The organism is Leptotrichia sp. oral taxon 879 str. F0557 (assembly GCF_000469385.1).
Lineage (GTDB): Bacteria > Fusobacteriota > Fusobacteriia > Fusobacteriales > Leptotrichiaceae > Leptotrichia > Leptotrichia mesophila.
On sequence record NZ_KI271351.1, the window covers coordinates 1 to 23,728 of the forward strand.

At 29.5% G+C, this 23,728-nt stretch carries 21 protein-coding genes; 6 read left to right on the forward strand and 15 right to left on the reverse strand.

The genetic code is table 11. The features are described 5' to 3' along the window. Positions 1-41: 41 nt before the first annotated feature. From HMPREF1552_RS09985 to HMPREF1552_RS10015, 7 genes are all read right to left on the reverse strand, one after another. On the reverse strand, positions 42-662 hold the full coding sequence (locus HMPREF1552_RS09985; protein WP_021745068.1) for a flavodoxin: 621 nt from the start codon (positions 660-662) through the stop codon (positions 42-44). 47 nt (positions 663-709) lie between these two features. Beyond that, positions 710-1,702, reverse strand: a complete 993-nt coding sequence (locus HMPREF1552_RS09990; protein ID WP_039901602.1) for an alpha/beta hydrolase — start codon at positions 1,700-1,702, stop codon at positions 710-712. A gap of 41 nt (positions 1,703-1,743) precedes the next feature. Then, positions 1,744-2,046: a carboxylesterase family protein gene (locus HMPREF1552_RS09995; RefSeq protein ID WP_021745070.1), complete on the reverse strand. Its 303-nt coding sequence runs from the start codon at positions 2,044-2,046 to the stop codon at positions 1,744-1,746. Between the two features lie 28 nt (positions 2,047-2,074). Beyond that, positions 2,075-2,956 (reverse strand): alpha/beta hydrolase, encoded by an 882-nt coding sequence (locus tag HMPREF1552_RS10000; RefSeq protein ID WP_051312004.1) that lies wholly within the window; start codon positions 2,954-2,956, stop codon positions 2,075-2,077. Between the two features lie 90 nt (positions 2,957-3,046). Continuing rightward, positions 3,047-4,720: a carboxylesterase/lipase family protein gene (locus tag HMPREF1552_RS10005; protein ID WP_021745072.1), complete on the reverse strand. Its 1,674-nt coding sequence runs from the start codon at positions 4,718-4,720 to the stop codon at positions 3,047-3,049. Continuing rightward, on the reverse strand, positions 4,717-5,778 hold the full coding sequence (locus HMPREF1552_RS10010) for a carboxymuconolactone decarboxylase family protein (protein ID WP_231370769.1): 1,062 nt from the start codon (positions 5,776-5,778) through the stop codon (positions 4,717-4,719). Before HMPREF1552_RS10010 ends, HMPREF1552_RS10005 begins: the two co-directional genes overlap by 4 nt. 173 nt (positions 5,779-5,951) lie before the next feature. After that, complete coding sequence (locus HMPREF1552_RS10015) at positions 5,952-7,016, reverse strand: alpha/beta fold hydrolase (protein ID WP_021745074.1); 1,065 nt, start codon at positions 7,014-7,016, stop codon at positions 5,952-5,954. Between the two features lie 147 nt (positions 7,017-7,163). Between HMPREF1552_RS10015 and HMPREF1552_RS10020 the strand changes: the two genes are divergently transcribed. Then, positions 7,164-8,015: a LysR family transcriptional regulator gene (locus HMPREF1552_RS10020; RefSeq protein ID WP_021745075.1), complete on the forward strand. Its 852-nt coding sequence runs from the start codon at positions 7,164-7,166 to the stop codon at positions 8,013-8,015. A 35-nt stretch (positions 8,016-8,050) separates the two neighbouring features. Here HMPREF1552_RS10020 and HMPREF1552_RS10025 read toward each other — a convergent pair whose 3' ends face one another. The 3 genes from HMPREF1552_RS10025 to ybaK all read right to left on the reverse strand — a co-directional run bounded on the left by HMPREF1552_RS10025 (position 8,051) and on the right by ybaK (position 10,157). Further along, a complete protein-coding gene (locus tag HMPREF1552_RS10025; RefSeq protein WP_021745076.1) occupies positions 8,051-8,893 on the reverse strand; it encodes an aldo/keto reductase in 843 nt (280 codons plus the stop codon). 191 nt (positions 8,894-9,084) lie between these two features. Continuing rightward, positions 9,085-9,633, reverse strand: coding sequence for a sugar O-acetyltransferase (locus tag HMPREF1552_RS10030; protein ID WP_039901603.1), 549 nt, complete (start codon positions 9,631-9,633; stop codon positions 9,085-9,087). Positions 9,634-9,656: 23 nt separating this feature from the next. Beyond that, positions 9,657-10,157 (reverse strand): Cys-tRNA(Pro) deacylase, encoded by a 501-nt coding sequence (ybaK, locus tag HMPREF1552_RS10035; protein ID WP_021745078.1) that lies wholly within the window; start codon positions 10,155-10,157, stop codon positions 9,657-9,659. Between the two features lie 241 nt (positions 10,158-10,398). On the opposite strand from ybaK, the gene HMPREF1552_RS10040 reads away from it, so the two are divergent. Continuing rightward, positions 10,399-11,841 (forward strand): acyl-CoA dehydrogenase family protein, encoded by a 1,443-nt coding sequence (locus HMPREF1552_RS10040; RefSeq protein ID WP_021745079.1) that lies wholly within the window; start codon positions 10,399-10,401, stop codon positions 11,839-11,841. Between the two features lie 65 nt (positions 11,842-11,906). On the opposite strand, the gene gltS is transcribed toward HMPREF1552_RS10040, so the two are convergent. Next, a complete protein-coding gene (gene gltS, locus HMPREF1552_RS10045) occupies positions 11,907-13,148 on the reverse strand; it encodes a sodium/glutamate symporter (protein ID WP_039901604.1) in 1,242 nt (413 codons plus the stop codon). A 210-nt stretch (positions 13,149-13,358) separates the two neighbouring features. On the opposite strand from gltS, the gene HMPREF1552_RS10050 reads away from it, so the two are divergent. From HMPREF1552_RS10050 to HMPREF1552_RS10065, 4 genes are all read left to right on the forward strand, one after another. Beyond that, the gene (locus HMPREF1552_RS10050) at positions 13,359-14,819 is read left to right on the forward strand and encodes a sucrose-6-phosphate hydrolase (RefSeq protein ID WP_021745081.1); all 1,461 of its coding nucleotides are present in this window, start codon (positions 13,359-13,361) and stop codon (positions 14,817-14,819) included. A 26-nt stretch (positions 14,820-14,845) separates the two neighbouring features. Next, entirely contained in the window at positions 14,846-16,147 is a 1,302-nt protein-coding gene (gene rsmB, locus HMPREF1552_RS10055; RefSeq protein WP_021745082.1) for a 16S rRNA (cytosine(967)-C(5))-methyltransferase RsmB, read from the forward strand. A gap of 130 nt (positions 16,148-16,277) precedes the next feature. Next, positions 16,278-18,035 carry an NUDIX domain-containing protein gene (locus HMPREF1552_RS10060; RefSeq protein ID WP_021745083.1) on the forward strand — a complete coding sequence of 586 codons (1,758 nt, stop codon included), beginning with the start codon at positions 16,278-16,280 and terminating at the stop codon, positions 18,033-18,035. Positions 18,036-18,078: 43 nt separating this feature from the next. After that, the gene (locus HMPREF1552_RS10065; RefSeq protein WP_021745084.1) at positions 18,079-18,783 is read left to right on the forward strand and encodes a M48 family metallopeptidase; all 705 of its coding nucleotides are present in this window, start codon (positions 18,079-18,081) and stop codon (positions 18,781-18,783) included. Positions 18,784-18,873: 90 nt separating this feature from the next. Here HMPREF1552_RS10065 and HMPREF1552_RS10070 read toward each other — a convergent pair whose 3' ends face one another. From HMPREF1552_RS10070 to HMPREF1552_RS10085, 4 genes are all read right to left on the reverse strand, one after another. Next, on the reverse strand, positions 18,874-19,266 hold the full coding sequence (locus HMPREF1552_RS10070) for a carbonic anhydrase (RefSeq protein ID WP_039901605.1): 393 nt from the start codon (positions 19,264-19,266) through the stop codon (positions 18,874-18,876). A 118-nt stretch (positions 19,267-19,384) separates the two neighbouring features. Beyond that, the gene (locus HMPREF1552_RS10075; protein ID WP_021745086.1) at positions 19,385-21,034 is read right to left on the reverse strand and encodes an NAD(P)/FAD-dependent oxidoreductase; all 1,650 of its coding nucleotides are present in this window, start codon (positions 21,032-21,034) and stop codon (positions 19,385-19,387) included. Positions 21,035-21,226: 192 nt separating this feature from the next. After that, positions 21,227-22,462: an NAD(P)/FAD-dependent oxidoreductase gene (locus HMPREF1552_RS10080; protein WP_021745087.1), complete on the reverse strand. Its 1,236-nt coding sequence runs from the start codon at positions 22,460-22,462 to the stop codon at positions 21,227-21,229. A 417-nt stretch (positions 22,463-22,879) separates the two neighbouring features. Beyond that, positions 22,880-23,164, reverse strand: coding sequence for a hypothetical protein (locus HMPREF1552_RS10085; protein ID WP_021745088.1), 285 nt, complete (start codon positions 23,162-23,164; stop codon positions 22,880-22,882). Positions 23,165-23,728 lie beyond the last annotated feature (564 nt).

Sequence of the window (23,728 nt, forward strand, 5' to 3'; positions counted from 1 at the left end):
TCTGAAACTTCTTCAAACCACTCTGCATCTCCAGTTTCTATTCAGTATTTTAAGCTTTTCACCCAATCTACAACCTCAGATTCATTATAACTGCTGGAAAATCTTTGTCCATCAACCCAGTTTCCTGTTTTTGTCAATTTTTTCAATCTGTTTCCGCTAGTCCCATCTCCTGTTGACATTGATGTACCAAACGGAATTACAGTTTTTCCAGTAAAATCATTTTTCTTAACAAAATCATCCAGAACCCAGGAAGCCTCTCTCCACCAAATCGGATACCCGATAAATACGGTATCATATGAAGAAAAATCAGGAATAACCGCATTTTTCAATTCTACATTTCTACTATTTGGGTTATCATGTTCTCTGTTAACTCTACTATTTTTATCAGTCCAATTCAAATCATCACTTGTATACTCGTTTTTTACTTCCAATTTAACCAAATCTGCATTCGTTTCTCTCGCAATAATTTTAGCAACTCCTTCAGTTGTACCTGTCTGTGAATAATATACAACTAAGACTTTTCTGTTCCCTTTTTTTGCATTTCCGTTTTTTCTTGAATTTTGGTTATTTACTGCTGAAGAATTATTTCCACATGCAATAAATCCAAATAATACCGCCATATTTAAAATTACTTTACAAAATCTATTTACAAAATTTTTCATTTTTTTGCCTCCTGTTTTATTTTTAAATATACTCTGTATTCTTTGTTTTATAAATTTTTATTATAAAACTGTGTCAATTTTCCACCAATTTCTTTCACAAACTCAGGCTTCCAGTAAGTTTGAATATGAGTTGCACCTTTTACTAAAAATAATTCTTTATTATTTGTTCCAGTTGCATTTTTAAAAACTTCTTCTGTCATATACAAACTATCAGCCTTATCTCCAGCTATCATTAATAATGGTTGATTTATCAAATCTACATTAGTATTAACATCAAAAGACATTAAATCTAATAAGCTACTAACTGTATTATTAGTTTGCGAATTTGGGTGTTTATGAGTTACTCCATAATATTCATAACCATCTCTATACAATTCAAAAGGTAATGCTGCTATTTCTTCTTTTGTCATTCCATCTGCAAAAGCTGGTGTGTATCTAACTTCTCCACCTGCTGCTTCTTGTGCTCTTGCATCTGAAGCATCTTTTAAACGAGTTTGTATAGTATCCATTTGTGTACGATTATATCCATTACGTCTAACATCACCTGTATTAAACATACTTACAGTCGCTACAGTTTTAAATCTTTTATCTGTTTGTGCTACTTTTATTGAGTAGCCACCTCCACCACAAATTCCTAATAAACCTAATCTATTTTTATCTACACCAGGATATTGAGTTATGAAATCAGCTGCAGCTCTTATATCTTCCATACGATTTGCAGGTTTATCTACATAACGAGGTTTTCCTCCACTTGCTCCTTGATAAGCAGCATCAAAAGCTATTGTAACATATCCTTGTTCTGCTAATTTTTGTGCATATAACCCTGCAACTTGTTCTTTAACTCCACCATTTGGGTGTGCCACTACTATTGCTGGAAATTTACCATTTGGAGTATAACTTGCAGGTTTGTATACATTAGCTGCAATATCAATTCCATTAATTTTATAACTTACTTTTTCTACATTTACCTTTCCTTTTTCATTTTTTGTAATCGCTCCATCATATACAAATGTAAAAGGATTATTTCTATAATTTGCCATTGCCATACCTCCTATTAAAAATGTCATAATTGATAATAATTTTAGAAATTATAGCCAGGTGCTAATAATCTCATTAACTCTTCATCATGTTTATGTTTTATTTCTGACTTATCGTTAAAAATCATAACTGTCCCATTTTTACGATTATATGGTTCCCATTTTGGTAAACCTTCTGCATTAGGATTCCCTGTTCTTGCAAAATTTATCCAAACTTGACTAATTTTTCCTGCTAATTTATAGGCATCCTTTCCTCTACCTTTTAAAGTTCCTTCAACTTTATCTATATTATTAAATACAAATGGAATTTCTGCTGTGTGGAAAGACATTGCCATACCCTCAACCATAAGTTAGTCACTTTTCATATCTTACACTTTACTTTTCCCAAAATTTTATAGCACTATCTATCCAATTTTCTGCTGAAGTTCCAATGCCTAATCCAAAGCCATGCTCTACATTTTTATATTTATGAAATTCTACTTTTAAGCCTGCTTTTTTCATTTCATTAAATCTATTTTCAACAACTCTTGGATTAGCAATTCCATCTCTGTCACCAACTGCCATAAATGTAGGAGGATCATTTAGTGTAAAACTAGCTAATCCTGTGTAAAGCATAACTATTGTATTGGGTTTAGTATAATTTTTTTCTCCAAAAGAAACTAAACCTCTTGAGCCAATTGCTGCAACCATCCTAGCTCCTGCTGAACTTCCCCATAAAGAGTAATTATTTATATCAACTTCAAATAAATCTTTATTTTCAATTATATATGATATTGCTCTTGCTAGGTCCTGAGTTGCCCTATAACCATCTTCAACTCTATATTGTAAAACAAAAGCATTATAACCTCTTTTATTTAATTCTATTGCATAAGGAAAACCCTCATGTATAGAACCAACATAGGAAAAGCCTCCACCCGCATTGATTATAGCAAAAGGTGCATTTTTATTTCCTTTAAAGAAAAATATTCCTGTATTTGCTTTGCTCTTATCTTCTTTTATTTCTTTATCGGTATAAATTTTATAGAATATCTCTTCACCCTTTTCACTTCTATCAATTATATAATTAATACTCTTTAAAGTTGTATCAGTATTTATATTATTATGATATGGTAATAAATAAGCTATATCTTTTAATTTTGAGTTTGGATTATAACCATGTTCAAGAGGTAAAATAAATTTTGAAAACTCTTTTATACTTGGATAAGTTAAAAGTTCTTTTATTGTACTATCTTTATTTAAGTATTCTTTTTTTAACATTTTTTCTCCTCCAACACTTGCTTCTATACTTTTTATATAGAAAAAGTTAATAATAATTAAAATTAATATATTCAGTCTTCTCATAATATTTTAGAAATTATAGTCAGGTGCTAATAATTTCATTAACTCCTCATCATGTTTATATTTAACTTCTGACTTATCATCAAAAATCATAACTGCTCCATTTTTAGTATTATATGGTAACCATTTTGGTAAACCTTCTGCATTAGGATTCCCTGTTCTTGCAAAATTTATCCAAACTTGACTAATTTTTCCTGCTAATTTATAGGCATCCTTTCCTCTACCTTTTAAAGTTCCTTCAACTTTATCTATATTATTAAATACAAATGGAATTTCTGCTGTATGAAAAGACATTGCCATACCATCAATCATAGGATTATCCCAAGCAAAAATATAACTATATACTGGTGCTCCATTTTGATTTGCTTTTAATCTTGTTGTTTTCAATGTTTGTTTTCTTAATAAAGCATCAACATAAAGTGCATCTACTGCTTTTCTTTCTGGATAAGCCTTTTTAAATTCTTTCGCTATTGCTTCTGCTCTATCACCATATTTTTCTTGCATTTTCTTTTTTATTTCTGCATTAGTAAAAGTATTTTTATTTTCAACTTTATTATTTGATAATACAAATGGCATTGTTTCCCATTCTGTTAAGTTAGTACCTATTAATAAAGGAATATCTCTTGATTGTTCTGAATATTTTTCTCCTACAGGTTCTACTGGAATATAGCTATCTAATTTAGGTGCCCAATCAAGTCCTGGTTGTCCAGTTAAAACATTTTTATAACCTTGTTCCTCAGCTGTTTTTGCTAAGGCTTTTTCTGTTGCTTCCATAACTTTTTCATAAGGTATTTTTTGAATTTCATCTACATTTTTTGCATTTAATCCTAAATTTTCAAGAGTTAATTCTGCAACTCTTCTAGTTGTTTTTTCAGGTAAAAGTGTCATACCCATTTCTTCCACTGCACCACTTTCAGATATAGCTTTGTGGAATAAACCTTTTGCAGCTGGTGTTGCCATAAGAGTTAAAACTTTTGCTCCTCCTCCTGACTCTCCAAATATAGTTACATTATTAGGATCTCCTCCAAATTCTTCTATGTTATCTCTTATCCATTCAAGAGAAGCAACTAAATCCATAATTCCAGCATTGGCAGAATTTTTATATTTTTCTCCATAAGCTGATAAATCTAAGAAACCTAGTGAATTTAATCTATGATTTACAGAAACTACTACTACATCTCCTTTTTTACTTAAATTTTTTCCATCAAAAATATAATTTTCAGCAGATGAACCGCTTCTAAAACCTCCACCATGTAACCATACCATTACTGGTCTTTTCTTTCCGTCTTTTAAAGCAGGTGTCCATATATTTAAGTTATGAGAATTTTCACTCATCTCTAATTTAGGTCCTGCAAACCAACCTCCACTTGAAACCATACTCTCACCTTGTGAAAAATATGTTCCAAAAGTTACAGTTTGTTTAATACCATTCCATTTTTCTACTTTTTTAGGTGCCATAAATCTTTCGGCTCTTGCATAAGGTACACCTAAGTAAGTATATATTTCATCTTGAATAAATCCTTGTATTTTTCCACTTTCTGTTGTAGCTATTGTATTAGTATTTTGATTTACAGTATTTTCAATTTTTTTAACTACATCTTTATTTTCATTTGTTTCAGAAAATAATAAATTTCCAGTTCCAATTTGTAATAAAAATAAAGCTACTAATAACATTTTTTTCATTTTTCAACAACTCCTTTTAATCTATTAGATGAATCACTATCAACTTCTTTATTTAAAATATTTACAACTTTTTCTAAATCACTTTTTTTAATTCCTAGATTACTTATTAAATTAACATGTGAAGCTAATTGTGCCTCTCCACCTGATATTGTGGAAATGGTTGAAACTGTTGTTAATTCTCTATTTACATAGTTTAAATTATCTCTACTAAATAAATAACCAAATAAATGTGCCTTTAAAGCATAGTCAACTCCATCAAAATTTTGTAATAATCCACTGCTATCTCTTTGAGATAAAATACTTAAAGTTTCTGTTCCATATTCATAGTAATTTATATCCCCCTTATTTGTAGGAACTTTCCCTTCAATATCTTTTTTACCATTAACTTTTCTTTCTTCTAACACTTTATTTAAAGTAAGCATTCCATTTAGTGCTCTTGGAAAACCTACATAAGCATATTGATGATTTAAAATTTCTCTTATTTCATTAACAGTTAAACCTTTATCTAATCCATTATTTAAAGCTATTTTTAATTTATCTAAATCTCCTTTTGCTGTATTGGCAACTATTGAAACAATTGCTAGTTGTTTTTCTGATAAAGGTGTATTTTGTTTATGTTTCTCAATAGAAATTTTCAATCTTTCTTCTGTTGGCTTTTCATTTAATTCAACTTTTTCAAACCAAGTAGTTGTATTATTTTTAGCATCAGGACTTATAACTAAATGTGATATTGAGGTTGTTTCGCCAGCTCCATGCCAATGTTTTACTCCAGCTGGAATCCATACAACATCACCTTTTTTTACATATTGTATCTCTTTACCCCATTCTTGAACTCTGCCCTCACCTTCAGTTATATATAAATACTGTCCTTTTGAGTGTGAGTGCCAATTATTTATTACTCCAACTTCAAAATCTACTATAGCAATACTATCCTTAGACATATCAATTTGAGGTAATATTGAAAATTCTGCTTCTCCTGAAAAATATTTTGAATCTGCCTTAATATATTTTAAATTTTCTTTTTTAGTAATACTCATATTATTTACTGAATTTGCCATAACTAAATTTCCTCCCAGTAAAAAAATTATAAAAGTTAATATATATTTTTTTATTTTTTTCATTCTTTTCCTTCCAAATTTTATTTTAAGAGTCAAAATTATTTATTTTAGCATTTTTTAATTCCACATGAACTTTATCAAGATTTTCATGTGCTTTTATTACTCTGCTATTTTTATTTTGCTAATCCTTTTTCTTTCATCCATTTTTCCATTGCATCAGCTACTTGTTTATTATTTAAATCAGCCATCATAAAATGTGTACTTCCTTTTATTCCTATATCAGGTAGCATTACAACTTTTACATCTCCACCTGTTTCATTCATCATTTTTTCCCATTTTTTAGCTAAATTTACTCTTATTCTCCAATTATCTAAGCCCCAATTATCAGTTAATTCAGTTGGAATATTATCACCAAAATAAACCACTATCGGAATTTTAGTTAATTTTTTAAATTCAGTCTCAGATACTTCATAGCCACTAGCTGGAAATGGACTTGTTGTTTTTTCAACTTCTGGTAATTTTCCTTTTGGAAATGGGAAAGTTCCAAGTTCTAATGCAATTACTCCTTTTACTTTGTCAGAAGCTATGGCAGTGTTCCAACCAGGTCCTCCACCAGCAGAATGAGTTACTAAAACTCCATTTCCAGATTTTTCAAAAACTTTTACCATCGCATCACTTATAACTTTTTGGTTAAAATCTCCAGTATCAGGAGTCATTTGTCTAAAAAACTGTTCTCGCGATTCCTTATCTCTAGGGACTGAAACATTGTCATATATATTTGGCCATTGTCCTATACGAAAATTATTATACCAAAGCTGGTCATCCGGTCTTGCTGTTAAATTTCTTGGAACTGTTGACTGCCCAGCTCTACCACGTCTAGGCTGGTCAACAATATATGTACTGTATCCTTTTTCCAAAAATATATTTTGAAATCCATCTCTTCCATCTGGTGTACTTTCCCAACTTTTTCCTGACTGTCCATACCCATGTAAAAATACAATACTATTCTTTTTTGCATTCATTGGTTTTTGATAAAATACATAGGCATGATCTCCATGTAAAGTTTCTCCATCATAATTTGTAGGCTCCGAATCTTTATATTCTCCTGGTGATGTTACAACTGTTCCTCCTGCCATAAAACTTCCCTGTTCTTTAATTGTTACAGGCTTCTGAAATCCAAAACTTGCAGTTGCTGATAATATCCCTATTGCCATTAATAATATTAAATTTTTTTTCATATATAATCTCCTTCATTTTCTTATTTTTATTTCCTTATCTTCATGTAGTTATAATACTAAAATTTAAGATAAAAGTACAATACCGTTTATAAAATGTGCTATAATTAAAATGCATACTAGAAATAAAAATTATATGAGGTGATTTATATGATAGAATTGGAACAACTTAAACAGCTTATTGCGTTTGCAACATATGGAACATTATCAAAAGCTGCTGAAGAGTTGTATATTTCACAGCCTGCCCTTTCCCGTTCGATACAAAAGCTGGAAAAAACTTTAGGGGTTGAACTTTTTGACAGGAAAAAAAATAAGATGGAATTAAATGAAAATGGAAAAACTGTTATCCAGTACGCAGAAAAAATATTCAATCTTATAGATGAAATGGAAGAAAAAGTTAATAAAAATAATCAAGTTCAAAATAATTTTTCAATTGGTTCATGTGCTCCAGCTCCATTGTGGGATATGATTTCATTATTTGGAAGATTTTATCCTGAAAAATATATTCTTCATAAAATAGAAAATAATCTTCAGTTATTTGAAAAACTTAAAAATGGCAGTTATCAGATGATTATTCTTTCTAAACCTATTGATAATTCTGAATTTTTCTGCATAAAATACAAAACTGAACAACTATTTTTATCAGTTCCTTTGCAGCATCCACTGGCTAAAAAAAAGGAAATACATTTTTCAGATATTACAGACGACAGAATGCTCTTATTCAATCCAATAGGAATATGGAAGGATGTAGTTTTAGAAAAAATGCCTAATATGAACTTTCTTATCCAAAACGACAGGATTATTTATCAGGAATTAGCTGAAATGCAAAATTTACTGCATTTCCGTTCAAATTTCACACTTGAACGTGAAGACAATTTCAAAAATAATATTTCAATCCCAATTGCTGACAAGGAAGCAAAAATGACTTTCTACTGTGTCTGTAAGAAAAATATAAAAAATGAAATTGAGAAACTTTTTGATAGTTTTAGTAAAAATTCTTAAAAAATAAGAGGGAAGAAATCTCCCTCGTATTTTTATTATTTCCTTCCATTAAGCCATTTTACTATTTCTACATCATCATGGTTTAAAAATAAACTTTCCTTTTTATCAAATTCAGATATTTTTCCCATATCCTCGCTGTTCAATTCAAAGTCAAATACATTAAAATTTTCTTCAATTCTGTCTTTTCTTGTTGATTTAGGTATTGCAACTATATTTCTCTGAATTAGCCATCTTAAAATTACCTGAGCCACAGATTTATTGTATTTTTTACCAATTTCAGACAAAATTTCATTTGCAAATATTCCATTTTTTCCTTCTGCAAAAGGTCCCCATGATTCTATTTGAACCCCATATTCCTTCATTATTTCATTTGCTTTAACCTGCTGATTGAAAGGATGTGTTTCCACCTGATTTACAGCTGGCACTACTTCATTATTCATAATAAAATCAACCAGTCTGTCAGGATAGAAGTTACTTACACCAATTGCTTTTATTTTCCCTTCCTTATACAGCTCTGTCATCGCTCTCCAAGCTCCATACACATCATTAAATGGCTGATGTATCAGATATAAATCAATATATTCCAAATCCAATTTTTTTAAAGAAGTTTCAAATGCCAATTTTGCCTTTTCATAATTTGCATCACTTACCCATAATTTTGTTGTAACAAAAATTTCTTCTCTAGGTATACCGCTTCTTTTTATAGCTCTTCCCACAGCTTCTTCGTTTCTGTAGGACGCAGCTGTATCAATTAATCTATATCCTGCTTTTAACGCATTGTAAACCGCTTCCTCACATTCTTTCATATCATCAATTTGAAATACTCCGAATCCTAATATCGGCATTTTTACTCCATTGTTTAAAGTTACGTATTTCATAATATTTCCTCCTAATTTTATATATCCGTTTTCTAATTTATAGTTACACTACCAATCTTCTTGAACATATTTTACAAAAAAATTTTTCTAAAGTACAATATCAATTTTGCAAGTTCACTATAACCAAAATGCATATAAAGGAATGGATAAAAAACAAATTAACATTTATACATTATTTTTCGTTTTATCACTTACTTTCTCTCTTCTTCTGTCAACTCTCTTATTACTTTAGCAGGAACTCCTCCTACAATACTGTATTCTGGAACATCTTTCGTAACAACTGCCCCAGCTGCTACAATAGAGCCTTTCCCAATGGTAACGCCAGATGTAACTGTAACATTTGCTCCAATCCATACATTATCTTCAATAACAATTGGCGCTGCAAATAGTTCAGCTCTTTTACTCACACAAGTATTATGATCCAATGTAGCCAGAACGACATTATGCCCTATTAAAACATTATCTCCTATTGTAATTCTTCCTTGATCCTGAAACTTGCACCCGGTATTTATAAATACATTTTTACCAAAAGTAATATTTTTCCCATAATCTGTGTTAAATGGCGGGAAAAGGGCAAAACTTTTATCAACTTCCTTTCCTGTAATTTTCGACATAAGTTCCACAATTTCCTGTGCTGAGTTATATTTTGTATTAAGTTCAAGAGTAAGTTTCATCACTTCTCTACTATTTTCCATCATTTTTTCAATTTTTTCTTTTCCAATTCTAACTTTCTCTTTCATAAAAACAACCATCCCTTCACAATCTAAATCTCTTCCATTGTCAAATCCACAATATTTCCTTTCACAACTTCAACTAGTTTTTCTGTTTCCACTTCCATCTGCAGTCCTCTTCTTCCAGCCGAAACCATTATTTTATCAAATTTTTCAACTTCCTTGTCAAAAAAAGTCCTAAACAGTTTCTTCATTCCCACAGGAGAACATCCTCCACGAATATATCCTGTTTCTTTTTCCAACTCTGAAAGTGGCAATAAATCAATATTTTTCTCTTTACAGGCTTTTGCCACCTTTTTCAAATCTAAATGTGCCTCTCCATGAATCACACAAACATACAAATTTTTACTTTTCCCTTTCAAAACAATTGTCTTAAAAACTCTATCCGCTAGTTCAGGTAACTTTTTAGCAACACCAAGCCCTCCACTTTTATCTTCGCTCCACTCATAAGTATGAATAATATACGGAATCTTTTGTTTATCAAGCTGTCTTAAAGCATTCGTCTTTGCAATTTTTTCTTTCTTATGTTTCATATTTCACTACCCCCATACTCGATTTTTTGTTATTTTCAGTATATCAAATTAACTTTTTTCAGTCAATAAAAAAAAATCTTTTTATACTTTAATTCATAATGTATTAAAGCAAATTATTAAAATAACTTTATTAATAAATTGTCATTTTTTTTCATTTATGTTATAATAACAGTTGTTATATAAACAAATTATTTTGAAACCAAAATATTTTGTTTTAAATTACTTGCTTTGGAGGAGAGAAATGAATAAATTTATAAATGAAAATTTGCTAAAAATGAATACAGAAGAATTTCTGTCTAATATAAAGAAGGCTTTCAATGATGTTTTTTCAAATGGAAATATTGAGAAAATAAATTTAATGAACTATTTGTCAGAGAAGAAATGGTTAAGTATAAAAAAATGTGGACTTTTACTGCCCTTTCTACCAGAAAAATTTGGGGGAAGAAAAAATAGTCAGCTTGAAATTCAGGAAGTTCTTAGAATCGCTGGGAACTATGGCGTACCAGTTACACTTAGAACAGGAATTGAAGGAGCATTAGTATTACAGCCGCTTGTTGAATATGGGAATGAGGAGCAAATTGAAAAAGGTCTGGAAATGATATTTAACGGAGAAGGGGGAGGACTAGCTATAACAGAGCCTGAAACTTCTGGATCTGCTATAGCAAAAGAAATGCAGTCTTACTATGAATATGTTGATGAAAATACAATTCATGTTAAAGCTGATAAATATTGGCAAGGAAATTCTCAAAGTGATTTTTTATTAATTGCAGCAAAGGAAAAGAAAGACGGTAAATTATCAAAAGTAATTAGCTTAATTTTAGTTCCAAGAGAATATATAACTTATGATGTGCTAAATTCGGAAGGTCTAAAAGCAGTAAGATATGCTGTAAATCATGTTGATGCAAAAATTCCTGCAAAATATATAATAAAACTTTCAGAAAGCAAGGCAAATTGTCTTAGAGAATTTCAAAATATCTTTATAAGAAGTAGATTGCAGCTAGTTGGAATGACACATGGAATTATGGAATATATCGCAAAAAATATAAATAAATTTGCTAAAAAAGAAATACCATTTGTTCAAAATGAATTAAATGAAATCGAAAATACTTACGATGTATCAAAAATTATGTATAATTATACTTGTAACAATGTCTCTCCAGATAAGTCTGTTTCAGATAAATTAATGGAAGCAAATATTATAAAGAGCCTTGCTACTGAATATACTTACAAAGCAGCAAAAATTGCACAGAAACTTCTAGGGGCAAAAGGATTTGAAGCTGGGCATCCGATGAGCAATGTGGCAATTGACTTTAGGCCGTTTACTATCTTTGAAGGTCCGAATGATATGCTTTATGCAGAAATTTATGATCAGTTTTCAAAAGCTACGACTGTGGAGAAGAAGGAAGGAATACGAATTAATAAAAATTCTACAATTTATGAAAGATTTATTTCGGATAGACGATTTAAAAATATATCTGTAAATAATATTGTTAATAAGGTAGACGATTTAATCAGTTTTCTAAAACATCAGACATTAAATGAGATGGATCATATAAAAAAAGTTTTTGTTGGTAAAATACTGGCAAGATTGTTTCTTTTAATTCAAACAGAATCAGATAATTTAATAAAATTTTTGATAAGGGATATTAGAAAAGATATTTTAGATTTTGAGTATAACAGTTAAAATAATAAAAAAAAGAAGGATAACTAATAAAAGCTATTCTTCTTTTGTTTTTTTATTCAAATTATCTATTTGAAAAACTGTGTAAATATTGTAATAATACTAATATTTGCAAAGTCAATGAAAAGCGAACCAACAATTGGAATTACGAAAAATGCCATTTTTGAGTAGATATATTTTTCAGTAACAGCTTTCATATTTGAAATTCCATTTGGGGTTGCTCCTAGTCCAAATCCACAATGACCTGAAACCATAACAGCCGCATCGTAATCAGATCCCATCGCTTTAAATGTTATCCAGTTCAGATAGAAATAAATCAATATAACTTGTGCAACAAGTAAAATGAATACTGGAAGTGCTAAATCAATAAGTTCCCATAATCTTAATGTCATTAGTGCCATTGCTAAAAATAGGCTAAGTGCCACATCTTCAAGAATACTTATTTCTTTTGTCGGGGCATTCATTGCTTTTACATTGTCAGACAAATTTCTAATAATTGCAGCAACAATCATAGGTCCTATATAAATAGGAAAATGTGCTTCAAAGTTTGTAAAACTCATAAGATAGTCAATAAACATTGATAAATATGAACCAATTCCCATTGCAATCAGAATATAGAAAAATGCCATAGAAAAACGCTCTCCATCAAGAAAGGGCTTCTGTCTTTTTAACACTTCTTCATCAATATCTTCGTCTCCATGTTGTATCCCATCTTTTACAAAATGTTCTGGTAATAATTTATGTTTTTTTATAAGTCTGCTGGCAATAGGGCCTCCCATCGCAGATCCCACAATAAGTCCAAAAGTTGCTGAAGCTATCGCAATTGCATTTGCCCCTTTATATATAGGTCCAAGAGCTTCAATTGTTGGCGCTACGGCTGCAGATGTTCCATGTCCTCCAGTCATTGGGGTAGATCCTGTCATTAATGCCAATAATGGCGGAAGTCCTACAAATTTTGATAGTCCAACTGCAACAACATTCTGTAAAATACATAATCCAGCTGCAACAAAAAGAAAAATAGCAACTTTTTTCCCACCTTTTTTTAGCACTTTAAGACTGGCATTAAATCCTACACTTGTAAAAAACATTACCATAAAAAATTTCTGTAATGTATCATCAAATTTAATTTGAGCTACATTTGTCTGCCTTAAAATAAAAACAATTATTGAAAATAGAAATCCACCAATAACAGGTGCTGGAATACAATATTTCTCAAAAAAATTAATTTTTTTTCTAAGTCTTATTCCAATTAAAAGTAAAACAACGGCTAATCCAATTGTCTGAATCATATCCATATTAATTTTCGTCACAACTAATCACCTCACCATAAAATTTATAATTTATTGCTCAATTATACTATAAATCCCAATAAAGTGCAAATTTAAAAAGAAACTGTTTTTTTTTACTTAATTTGGAAAAAGCGATAAAATATGGTAAAATGTAATGAAAAACAAAAATAACAAAATATAAATAACAAAATATTTAATTTAAATTTAATAATTCGAAAGGTGGATTAAAATATGGATTTTACAAAAGTCAAAGAAAATGAGGAAAAAGCAATTTTAGAAAAAAAAGAAATTGTTGAAAAGGATTTTTGGCGACAAAAATATCATATTCAAGGAATTGTGGGGTTAATTAACGATCCAAATGGTTTTTCACAGTTTAAAGGAAAATATCATATGTTTTATCAATGGAATCCATTAGGAACTAATCATAAAAACAAGACATGGGCTCATAGTGTAAGTGATGACTTATTACATTGGAAAAGGTTGAAAACAGCTTTGCGACCTGATACCTGGTATTCTAAGGATGGCGTTTATTCTGGGAGTGCGATTGTAGATGATGAAAAACTTTATTTATTTTATACAGGAAATGTGAAAGATTCTGATGGGAATAGAGAATCTTACCAATGCTTAGCAGTTTCAAGCGACGGAGAAAATTTTGAGAGATGGGAGCCAAGCATTGTAAATCAGCCTGACGGGTACACTCGACATATAAGAGATCCAAAAATTTGGAAAAAAGATGGTAAATTTTATGCTGTAATTGGTATTCAAAGTGAAGATTTGGAAGGAAAAGCAGTTTTATACAGTTCAGAAAATATAAAAGAATGGAAATTTGAAGGGGAAATTGCAGGAGCAAATCATGGAAAAATTAAAGACTTTGGATTTATGTGGGAATGTCCTGATTATTTTCAGTTAAAAGATGAAAAAACTGGAGAAATAAAGGATTTATTGGTCTTTTCACCGCAAGGATTAGAGCCAGAAGGAGATTTATACAATAACAAATATCAGACAGGATATTTATTTGGGAAATTAGATTATAAAAAACCTGAATTTGAAATTTCATCAAACTTTGTGGAAATTGACAGAGGAAATGACTTTTATGCACCACAGTCAATGGAAGATGATAAAGGAAGAAGGCTTATTGTAGGCTGGATGGGAATTCCAGAAGAAGAAGATTTTCCAACTGTAAAAAATGAATGGCTTCACTGCCTAACTTTACCAAGAGAACTTAAAGTAATAGATGGAAAACTTTATCAAGTGCCTATAAAGGAAATGGAAAGTATCCGTGGAGAAAAAATTGAGTTTAGTGAAAAAGTTACTGGAGAAGTGAAAGTTGGAACAGGAGTAACTTATGAATTAAAAGCTAAATTTAGTGATTTTAATTCTGATTTTGGATTAAAATTACGAACTGGTAAAAATAGTGAAACAGTTTTAAAATTTGACTATAATGATAAAAAATTTGTATTGGATAGAACAAAGGGAGAACAACCTGATAAAAGATTAAGAAAAGTTTATCTTGGAGATATTTCTGAATTAGAACTTACTGTTTTTGTGGACAATTCTTCTGTGGAAGTGTTTATTAATGGTGGTGCAGAAGTATTTTCTTCACGAATATTCCCTGAGAAAGATGCAAACGGAATAATCGTTTTTGCTGATAAAGATGTAAATGTGGAAATAGAAAAATGGGAATGGAAATAAAGTTTTTTTAATAAGAGAGGAAGAAATTGATAAAAAAAAATAATATAAAATTAGACATAGTAAATTTATTAGATGAAATTCAAAATGGGAAATACAGTAATATCCAGTTAAATTACTATTTTTCTAAAAAAAATTATACAAAAAAAGAAAAAATGTTTATTACAAATGTAATAAATATTGTGATAAAAAATTTGATTTATATTGATTATCTGATTGGGAAAAGTGTTAGGAATGTTAAAAAACGAAAAATAAAGCAGCTTTTGAGAATTTCGGTTGCTCAATTGTTTTTCATGGAATCGGATAATGCGGGAGTTATTTTTGAGGCTGGAGAGATTGCAAAAATTTTGAATGTACATCAAGCTGGATTTGTGAATGCGACTTTACAGACAATATTGAAAAATAAAGAAAAATTTGATGAGGAAATTCCAAAAGATAACAGGGAAAGTATTGTTTTGTCATATCCACAATGGTTTGTGAATAAGATGAAAATTGATTATCCTAATGATTATTTGGAAATGCTTAAATCTTATAAAAAAAGAAGTTATTTGTCAGTTAGATTTGATAAGAATAAAATTACGAGAGAAAAATTTGAGGAATTGCTGAAGAATATTAAGACAGATGTCTTATTTTCTGTTGGAGAAGTTTATTATTTATCAAATGCGAATATTTTTGATACGGAAATTTATAAAAATGGAGATGTTGTAATTCAGGATGCATCATCTTATCTGGCAGTGAGAAATTTAAGCGTGAAAGATGGAGAAACTGTGCTTGATGCTTGCTCTGCTCCTGGTGGAAAATCTCTTGCGATTTTACAGCTATTTAATCCTAAAAAGTTGATTTCTACTGATATTCATGAGCATAAAGTGAAATTATTGAATGAACTTAAAAATAAATATGATTACAGCAATTTTGAAGTGAAATTAAATGATGCTACACAAATTGAGAATTTAGATACAATGTTTGACAAGATACTTTTGGATATGCCCTGTAGCGGACTTGGAGTTCTTCGGAAAAAGCCTGAAAAAATATATGATCTGACGGCAAATGATATAAAAAATTTAAAGAAACTTCAGAAAAAAATATTTGAAAGTGCGTATAAATTTTTGAAAAGTGGCGGGGAAATGATTTATAGCACTTGTACTTTTTCTAAAAATGAGAATACTAATAATATTCAGTATTTTCTCGAAAAATATGAGGATTTGGAAATTATGCAAGTAGAGATTCCTGAAAATATTGACAATATAAGAGATGAATTTGGGGGAATTTATATTTCATATAAAAATGAATATTTGGATGGGTTTTATATTGCAAAATTAAGAAAAAAATAAAAAATTTTTGAGTATAGTAAACTAAAAATGAAATTAAATTTTTTAGAGCTAGTTTATAAAATAGAAATAAATTTGGAAACGAAATATTCTATAAAAGTACCGAAAAAATAATTGAAAGGACATATTTGGAATGCGATTTGATTTGGATGATGATGTAAAATTCATATTGGAACAACTGAATAAAAACGGAACAGGATTTCTTGTTGGTGGAGCAGTTAGAGATAAAATTCTAAATAAGGATCCCGGTGATTATGATTTCGCAACTGATATAGGTTATTCAGAATTAAAAAGAATCTTTGCAGATTATAGCCCAAAAGAAATGGGTGCTCACTTTGGAATTCTTATGATAAATGTCAATGGAAAAAGTTATGAAATAGCAAAATTCCGTAAAGAAACGGGAGTTTATAACAGCAGATACCCAAAGGAAATAAAATTTGTAAAAACAATTGAAGAAGATTTAGCAAGACGTGATTTTACGATAAATTCGCTTGCTTACAGCAAGCAAACTGGGATAGTTGATTTGTATGGCGGAAGGCAGGATATTAGAAGAAAAGTTATAAGGTTTGTAGGAAAGCCTAAGATAAGGATAGAAGAGGATGCACTTAGAATTTTGAGGGCCTTTAGATTTGTTTCTAAGTTAGGATTTAATTTGGATAAAAAAACATCGGAAGCTATTTATAAAAAAAGAAAATTTTTGACAAAAATATCTAAAGAGAGAATTTTTGACGAATTAAGTAAAATTTTAATGGGAAAGTATTCAAAAAAAGCTTTTATCGAAATGAAAAAATTACGAGTTTTAGAAATAATAATTCCAGAATTTCGTTATGCCTATAATTTTAATCAGAATAACCCCCATCATCCTGATGACTTGTTTAACCACATTATAAAAGTTATCCATCTTTGTGATTACGATTTGATAACGAGATTTGCCGCACTTTTTCACGATTTAGGAAAAATAAATGTGAAAATTATTGATGCAAAAGGTATTTTTCATTTTTATGGACATGAAAAAGAAAGTGCATTAATCGCGGAAGAAGAGTTGAGACAGCTTAAAGCTTCTAATGATTTTACAAATTCAGTAAAAAAAATTGTAAGAAATCATATGTTAATCTATCAGGATGTTTCAGATAAGACGTTGAAAAAGCTGATTATAGAAATGGAAGAAAAAAATCTAAAAAGACTTTTCAATTTATTTTATGCAGATTTAAATTCTAAAGAAATTAGCAGAAAAAAAGAAAATGAAAAGATTTTGCAAAATTTTTGGGATAAAATTGAAAATATAAAAAAACAGGGGAAAATACCACAGTTTAATGACTTGGATATAACTGGAATTGATTTGATTAATCTTAAATTTAGCAATCGTGAGATTGGTGAAGTAAAAAATAAGCTATATGAACTTGTTTTAGGAGATGAAATTGAAAATGAGAAGGAAGCATTATTAAAATATATTGTAAAGCATTACAATTTAAATGATAAATTTGAGTATGAAAATTCATGTGGAGCGATTGTTTTTAATGAAAATACTGAAAAAATTTTGCTTGTGAAAATGCACAATGGTAACTGGGGATTTCCAAAAGGGCATATCGAAAACAATGAAACAAAGGAAGAAACAGCAATTCGTGAAGTTCACGAAGAAACAAATGTAAATATAAAAATTATTCCAAATTTTGAACGTGAAATAAAGTATATTCCAAACGAAAAAACTATTAAGAAAGTTACGATTTTTGCAGGAATTACACAAGATGAAGAGGTTAAGATTGATACTTTTGAAATTGAGGATTTTCAGTGGTGTACTTATGAGGAAGCATTAAAGCTGGTTACTTATAAATTACAGAAGGATGTGCTGGAAAACGCAAGAAAGGTATTTATAAAATTGAAGACAGGTTAGACTTTCAGTAAAAATAAATGTAAGAGGAAAATAAAGTAAAAAAATGAAAACAGAGAAAATTTTAGGTTATGAAGTTCACAGAAAAAAAGTAAAAAATATAAATTTACGAATAAAGCCCAATATGGAAATCTATATTTCTGTACCAATGAATTTACATCGTGATTACATCGAAAATTTTATCCGTTCTAAAGAAGGCTGGATAAAAAGTGTTTTGAAAAAAGTTGAAGATGTGAAGGAAAAACAGAAGGGCTTTGAATACAAAACTGGCGAAATTCATAAATTTTTGGGAAAAGAATACAATTTAACTTTGAAAACAGGAAACTTTAATGGAGTGAATTTAATAAATAATGAAAAAAAGCCGAATATAATTTTAACAGTTAATGAAAACATTTTGGAAAATACCGACGAAAAGAAAAAAGTTATGGAAAAATGGTATTTTGAAAATGCAAAAAAGTTATTTCCGCAATTTATGGAAAAATGGCTGAAAATATTGGATGAGCATGTGGAAAAAGTGGCAATAAAGCCTATGAAGACTAGATGGGGCTCGTGCAATTATGTAAAAAAATATATAAATCTTAATACGGAGCTTATAAAAAGGACGCCTTTTGAGATAGAATATGTGGTTTTACATGAATTGACTCATTTAAAGTATCCAAATCACGGAAAGGGTTTTTATAATTATGTCGAACAATATATGCCAAATTACAAGATTGCTGAAAAAATGCTAAATGCTAAACATTATTATTAAATTTCAAATAAAAGTAATATTAAAAATATTTTTTTAAATAAAATAGGAACTACCAGTTAATAGCAGTTCCTTTATTTTTTATTAATTCAATTAATTAATATCATCAATGTCGTAATCGACTAAAATTTCAATTTCTCCATTTTCATGGACAAAAAGCCCAGTAACAGCCTCATGAGGTAAATCGTTATGCATTTTCTCAGCTGCTTGTCGAATATAGCCTTTTTGTGTTTCATCATCAATAGGACAACCAGCACAGTCACTATGTCCTGCCACAAAGATATGGTCAGATTTATGTTTATTAACCGAAATTAAAACAACCTTATCTTCTATTTTTTTTAAATACTCCTCATCACTAACAATTTTATTTACCGCTCCTGCATCAGTAATGGTATCAACAAAAGTATATCTATAATTACTTCTAATATATTCATTCAAAATATGAATAAATCTCCCATCCATACAGCATACTAAAGTACAAAACATAATATCCTCCCTCATTCAAACAACTATAGATTTTAAATTGTTACAAATTTGAATTTGCTTGAAAAATATCTTAAAGATGTTGAGATTATAGCATATTTATTGGTAAAAATCAAAAATTTTAACTTAATAAATTTTCTAGAAAATATTCAATCACATATTCTGCACATTTTATCCCATCAACTGCCGCTGACATAATCCCGCCAGCATATCCTGCGCCTTCTCCGCAAGGCATAAGTCCTTCGATATTTGAGAAAAATCTTTCATTTCTAGGAATTTTCACTGGAGATGAACTACGGCTTTCAACACCTGACAAAATTGCGTCATAACTGGCAAAACCTTTTATTTTTTTATCCATTAAGGTAATTCCTTCTTTTATAGAATCGTTTATAAATTGTGGAAAAATTTCATTTAAGTTTGCAAATTTGTAGCCTGCTAGGTAGCTTGGCTTTACTTTTCCTAGTTTTGTTGAGATTTTATTATTTACAAAATCACCAAATAGCTGAATAGGGGCTTTGTAATCTTTTCCACCAAGCTCGAATGCTTTTTCTTCCAATTTTCTTTGAAATTCAACTCCAGCCAGAACACTTTCTCCTGGAAAATCCTCAGGAAATACATTTACCAAAATTGCTGAATTTGCATTTTCTAAATCTCTCTGTGAATAACTCATTCCATTTACGACAAGTCTGCCTTCTTCGCTTGAAGATGGTACAACGACACCTCCAGGACACATGCAGAATGTATAAACTCCACGTCCGTTGCTTGTCTTTACATTTAATTTGTATTCTGCAGCCGGCAATTTATCAGCAAATTTTCCATATTGCGAATAATTTATCATACTTTGAAGATGCTCAATTCTAACTCCTACCGAAAAAGTTTTCCGTTCCATTGCCACATTTTCTTCGTTCAACATAAAGAAAGTTTCTCTTGCGCTATGCCCAATTGCGAGAACTACAATATTTGTTGGAATTTCATAAATTTTATTTTCATCAGAATTTTCCACATTTTCAACTAAAATGCTTTTTATTTTGTTGTTTTCAGAATCAGATTTTTCATAGTTTATTTTTACAAGTTTTGTGCTAAAACGGTACTCTCCTCCAAGACTTTCGATTTTATACCTGATTTTACGCATTATTTCAATTAATTTATCAGTTCCAATGTGGGGTTTAGACATGTAATTTATTTTTGAATCAGCACCAGCGAGAATTAATTCATCATAAACCTTCTGAATCCGAAAATTATTTGTGTTCGTGTTTAGTTTCCCGTCTGAAAATGTTCCTGCTCCTCCTTCTCCAAATTGCACATTTGAATATTTATCAAGTTTTCCAGTTTTGAAAAAATTATAAACATCCTTTTCACGCTCATCTACATTTTTTCCCTGCTCAATGATAATTGGCTTTAATCCAGCTTCAGCAAGCACAAGTCCAGCAAAAATTCCAGCAGGTCCGCTTCCAACAATGACAGGACGTTTCACATTTTCAGTTTCTGTAAAGTTCTCAATTTTTTCCGTAGAATAAGGTTTTTTCTCAATTTTTCGAATATTTTTTACATTTTCAAATCTTTTCTTTTCCGTTTCCTCATCAAAGTTAAAAGAAATATCCACAGCATAAACAAATATGACATTATCTTTTTTTCTGGCATCAATTGCCTGTCCTGCGATTTCAAATGATTTTACTTCATTCTCATTGATTTTGTAAAGTTTGTAAACTGTTTTTTTTAAATCATTTTCGTTGTGTTTTACAGGCATTTTTATATTATTTATTCTAATCATTTTTCTCCTTAATTAATTTAGTTGTTTTTAAAAGTGTGTAACATTATTTTTCATTTTAAATAGTAAATTTTCTAAAAATTCATTTTAGCAAGAGAGTAATTTTTTTTGTTATCAAGTAAATAAAATACCATTTTTATAAAATTTATTATTAATAGTATTTAATTTAGCAACATTTTAAATTATACCGTTTTTTTAAAGATTTTTTCCTAAAAAATATCCAGAAGTCCACGCCCATTGCAGGTTAAATCCGCCGCATTCACCGTAAACATCCAGTATTTCTCCAGCAAAATACAAATTTTTAACTTTTTTTGATTCCAAATTTTCCAGATTTACTTCACTTAAAGGAATACCTCCAGCGGTAACTTGTGCTGCTTTAAAGCCATTTGTATCAATAATTTTTATTCTATATTTTTTTAAAGTTGTACAAATTTTGCGAATTTCGTTGTCTGTAAGTTCATTTATGCTTTTTGATAATTTTTCAATTCCTGCCGATTTTGTCAAAAATTGTCCCAGTTTTTTATTGACAACTCCATTAAAAAATTGTTCCATTGTAAAATCCTTTAATATTGTCCGACGTTTTTTTAAAATTTCAAAAATTTCATTATAAGTAAATTTTGGCATAAAATCAATTTCAAATTCCACGTTTCTGTAAATTGGGAAAACATACGAAATATTAAAAACTACATTTCCAGAAATGCCAAAATCAGTAAACAGCAGTTCACCATCATAAGTACAGATTTTTTCCTTTTCACCGTTTCTATTTTCTCCAAAAGCTGTAATTTCCACATCTGACTTAATTCCTTTTAGACCTTTAATTTTTTCTTTTTCTGCCTTTAGCTGTACAATAACAGGCGTTAATTCGGTAACAGTATGCCCAAAGGTCTTTGCCAGCTCATAGCCGCTTCCGTTCGAACCAAGTTCAGGATACGACTTTCCACCAGTTGCAAGCACTGTCTTTTTGGCAATTATCTGCCTTTTATCCTCAGAAATTATCTTAAAATCAAACATTTCCTTCTCAATTTTTGTGACATAAAAGTCTGTAATTATCTCTATTCCAAGACTTTGTGCATAAAATCTAAGTCCATCTACAATTGATGCGGCTTGTCCGCTAAGTGGATAAACTTTTCCACGATTTTCCTCATTACAAATAATCCCAACTTCATCTTCAAAAAATCTCATTGCATCTTGTGAAGTAAAACTCTCCAAAATTTTCTCAATAGGCTGTTTCATTTTTTCAATTCCAAAATAATTTCTATTGGAAGCATTTACATTTGTCAAGTTGCATCGTCCATTTCCAGTTGTAAGTACTTTTTTCAGAACCCTGTCCTTTCTTTCCAAAATGACAACATCCTTACCATTTTTTTTTGCAGTAATCGCTGTTAAAAAACCCGATGCACCGCCACCAATTATTGCTATTTCTTTTTTCATACTGTGATCCTATTCTCCTAAATATTTATTTGTTATAAATCTCAAAATCATAGTCAGTTCATTTAAAAATTGGAATAAAAATATGCAAAGGTTATAATTTTCTACTCTCATTTTAAACTATGATTTCTATATTATTAATTTCTTTGTTCAAAAGTTAATCTAAAATAAAAACGAGCCGTGTGCTCGTTTTTTTGTATGAAAGAAGTCTAAATGTAGAGATGGGGCGTCTCTATTAGACAGTTATTTATATCACATATAACTTTATTTGTCAATATTCTAAGAATCACTTTTTTAACTTCCTATTAAAAATTTTAAATTATAAAAGACAGTCAAAATATATCATTTCTATATAATGACTGTTTTTAGATTATTTATCTGATTTATTTTGATACATGACTCGTAACTTATTTTTTAATTTTATTTTTTATTTGCATCTTTTAAATTTATAGTTTTTGGAGTATTAGTTTTTATATCCTTTGTAGTAGTTTTTGGAGCTTTTAGTTCTTTCTGAGTTCTATTGGTAATTGCTCTTTTTAAAGCCTTACCTGCACTATTTCCTAACATTACTCCACTATCCATTACCATTCCCATGGCTCTTCCATCCTCACCTCCAATTATTCTACCTGCCTGTGCAAAAGTACAGCTGATGCAACTAGAAGCAATAATTGTTGTTAATAACAAAACTTTAAATTTAGATTTCATAATAATTCTATCCTTTTTTACAGTAATTGATTTTCTATTATTTCTAATAGTATGTTACCATATATTTTTTGTAATGTCAATACTATTTTATAAAAAAGTTTAAAAAATTTTTGTTTTAATATAGTATTTAATTTACCGTATAAATATTGACTTTTATTTTATTTGTTATAATTATATCAATAGCAGAATATTTTAAAATTCTATAATAATTAGTTTGATAGGTTTGTTAAAAAAATTGAATCTAATTTTTAAGTATCTAAATAAGAGATTTTTATTTAAATTTTGAAAAATTGCTTGTTGCTAATAAATATTTTTTTATAATTATATATTTTCTCTTTTTGTATAAGCAAGGGAAATCAATCGCCATTTCCCTTCATTTCGCAATAATAGTTATTCTAGTATATTTAAATAATAATATATTAAAGAGAATGGCGAAAGTGCTACGCACTAACCCTGGCTTGTCTAAGCATTTTTTTGAAATATTCCCAAATAAAATTTGGGAAAGTAGTTTAAACCTTATTATTTGGATAAAACCTTGATTACTACGAAAACGAAACTCACTAA